Below are 2,967 nucleotides of genomic sequence, written 5' to 3'. Positions count from 1 at the left end.
GAGCGGTACGTGCGGACCGTCGTCTCATGCGTGTCGCCTCCCAGTCACCGCAGGGGCAGCGGCTGCCCCTGCGGTGCGAGGGACGCACAACTCGGCGCTCAGGGTTGATCGTTGGGCGGCACCGGACAGCGGACGACCGTGCCCTACTCCGCCCGGTGAAATGTCGCACCTGACCGCGATCTTGGCTGATATACGCTGTCGCTACTTTCCCGGCAGGGCGCCGGGAGAGACTTCAAGCCCGGGGGGGCATTCCCGTATGAGCAGGCAATATCGCGCGCTCCTGAGAAGCACGCTGCCCAAGAGCGTTCTGGTGTCGGCACTCGCGCTGGGCGTCGTCGCGCCGTACGCGCAGGCGGCACCCGCGGCGGCGACGGCGGCCGTACCCGTCGGCATCGGGCCGTGGGCCGCGCCGAAGGCGCTGGCCGGGGTCACCGCCGTCCTCGACGTGCGGTCGGCCCGCGACGGCAGCGTCGCCGGGCTCTTCACGAAGGACGGCGAGACCGTCGTCTCGGTGCGCCCCGCGGGCAGCACCACCTGGGGCGCGGCCACGCCCACCACGGCCACCGCCCTCCAGCGCACCGACGACGGCGCCGTCTCGCTGCTCTGGTGGGASGGCACGGCGGMCGGCGCGACCGGCACCCTGAAGATGTCCCGCCTGGCGCCGGACGGCAGCGAGTTCGCGCCCGCCGAGACCGTCACCACCGGCACGCGCGCCGGTGACTGGTACCACTCCCGCACGCAGGTCACCACGCTGGCGGCCAACGCCGACGGCCACCAGGCCGTGGCGTGGATGGACGCGGAGCACCGCCTGACCGTCGTGGAGCGGTCCGGGCCCGGCGGCACCTGGTCGGCGCCGAAGAGCCTCGACCGGCTGCCCGACCCGATCGTCCGCGAAGACAACGTCTACACCTACGTCCTGCACGACCTGCGCGTGGCCGTCGACCCGGCGGGCACGGTCGGCGTGCTGTGGGGCGGCGACAGCGACTACACGGGCGACGGCGTCGACCCGGACCCGTCCGCCTCCAAGTGGCACTACAAGTACCTGGAGAAGGCCGCCGACGCCGGTTCCGCCTGGACGGAGCCGCGCGACGTGCCGCAGCTCGGCGAGAAGCCCCGGCAGATCACGCTGGCCGCCCACCCGCAGGGCGGCTTCCACCTCCTCGCGAACGGCGCCTACGCCCGCAAGACGGCCGGGGCCGCGGAGTGGGGCGCGGCGGAGGCGGCCGGGATCGGCGCCCAGTCCTACGCTCCCGCCGAGCTGCACACCGCCGCCAACGGTGACGTCACGGCGGTCGGCATGGCGGGCGCGGGCGCGCCGGGCTTCGCCGTTCGCGCCGCGGGCGGCGGCTGGGGCGCCGCGAGCAAGCTGGCGTCGAGCGTCGCGCCGGAGTCGCTGAGCGCCGCGCCGACCGCCGACGGCGCGGTCGTCGTCACGTACACGCAGAAGCGCTTCGAGCTCGGCCGCACGCTGCGCCAGGACTTCGTCGCGCAGACCATCGACGGCGGCGACGTGTCCAAGCCGCGCACGCTCAGCTCGCAGACCAAGGACACCACGAGCACGGGCCGCGTGGCCGTCGGCGGCAAGGGCCGCCCGGTGGCGGTGTGGACGCAGGTGGAGGCCGACAACCGCACGCGCTCCTCGTACGAGGCGACGACGGGCACCCGCACCGCGCCCAAGTGGCACGACTACGCCGACGACACCCGCGGTGACATCGTCGGCCTGTCGCGCAGCGAGTCGATGAAGCTCTACACCGGCGACACCACCAACCCGACGGAGACGTTCTACGCGTCCCCGTGGAACGACTCGACGCGCGTCGTGCCCTTCGGCGACTTCGACGGCGACCGCTGCAACGACCTGATCGTGCGGACGCCGGAGGGCGGGGCCCGGCTGTACACCCCGGTGTGCGGGGGCGGGCTGCCCTCGCCCGGCTCCCCGTACAAGCGGCTCGCGAACGACTGGAGCAAGTACGACACGCTGTTCGCGAGCGGCGACCAGACCGGTGACGGCCGTCCCGACCTGCTGGCCCGCGACAAGGCCACCGGTGACGTCTACCGCTACACGCACGACGGCGCGGACGGCTTCGCGGCCCGGGTGAAGATCCGTTCGGCCTGGACCAACTACCGGCACGTCATCGGCGCTGGCGACCTCAACGGCGACGGGCTCGGCGATGTGCTCGCCCTCGACACCTCCGGGGTGCTCTGGCGCTACGACGGTCTGTCCACCGGCAAGCTGAAGGACCGCGTCCAGGTCTTCAAGGACTGGGGCTCCTCGTACAAGGACATCATCGGCGTGGGTGACGTCGACGGCGACGGCAAGCAGGACCTGGTCTCGCGCGACACCTCCGACCGCATGTGGCTCAACGCGGGCAACGGCGACGGCACCCTGAAGAACCGGGTCGCCTTCGGCGAGGCGAGCTACTGGAAGAGCTGGGCCTCCATCGGCTGAGTCCTGCCACCTGGCCCACGCGTGAACGTGTCCGGGGCCACCGCCTGAGGGGCGGTGGCCCCGGACACGTGTGTGCCGGTGTTCAGTGACCGGCGGGAGCTACCGGTGTCAGTTGGTTTCGCACTGGCCGGTGGCCGGGTTCAGGAGCCCGACGACGTTGATGCTGTTGCCGCAGATGGGGATGCCGACCTCGACGGGGACCTGGATGTTGTTGCCGGACAGAAGGCCCGGGCTGTTCTGGGCGTTACCAACGGCGGAGGGGCCGTCGTCGCCGCCTCCGTCGGCGATGGCCTGGCTCGCGCCACCGAGAACGGTGCCGACCGCAAGCAGAGTAGCGACGGTGATGATGCGTGCGCGCATTGAGGTTGCTCCTCGGTTGTAGGAAGCGAATCGCTGTCCAGCACACAGCGAGTGGGCCGTCCTCGCGAACGCTCGCCGCCTTTCGGGTGAACGGCGGAACGGGGCGGCCGGGCCCCCGAGCACCCGACCCCTCTCACGCGAGCACCGCACACCCTCTCGCG

At 72.3% G+C, this 2,967-nt stretch carries 2 protein-coding genes; one reads left to right on the top strand and one right to left on the bottom strand.

Annotated elements, in window-relative coordinates; genetic code table 11:
* Positions 1-256: 256 nt before the first annotated feature.
* Complete coding sequence (locus tag AB8Z36_RS36645; protein WP_369217708.1) at positions 257-2,446, top strand: FG-GAP repeat domain-containing protein; 2,190 nt, start codon at positions 257-259, stop codon at positions 2,444-2,446.
* 108 nt (positions 2,447-2,554) lie between these two features.
* On the opposite strand, the gene AB8Z36_RS36640 is transcribed toward AB8Z36_RS36645, so the two are convergent.
* Positions 2,555-2,806, bottom strand: coding sequence for a chaplin (locus AB8Z36_RS36640; protein ID WP_369217707.1), 252 nt, complete (start codon positions 2,804-2,806; stop codon positions 2,555-2,557).
* Positions 2,807-2,967: the final 161 nt, after the last annotated feature.

Origin of the sequence: Streptomyces flavofungini (genome assembly GCF_041028215.1) — a bacterium.
GTDB classification, from domain to species: domain Bacteria; phylum Actinomycetota; class Actinomycetes; order Streptomycetales; family Streptomycetaceae; genus Streptomyces; species Streptomyces flavofungini_B.
The sequence above is the reverse complement of the archived record's forward strand: the minus strand, read 5'-3'. Positions and strand labels throughout refer to the sequence as shown.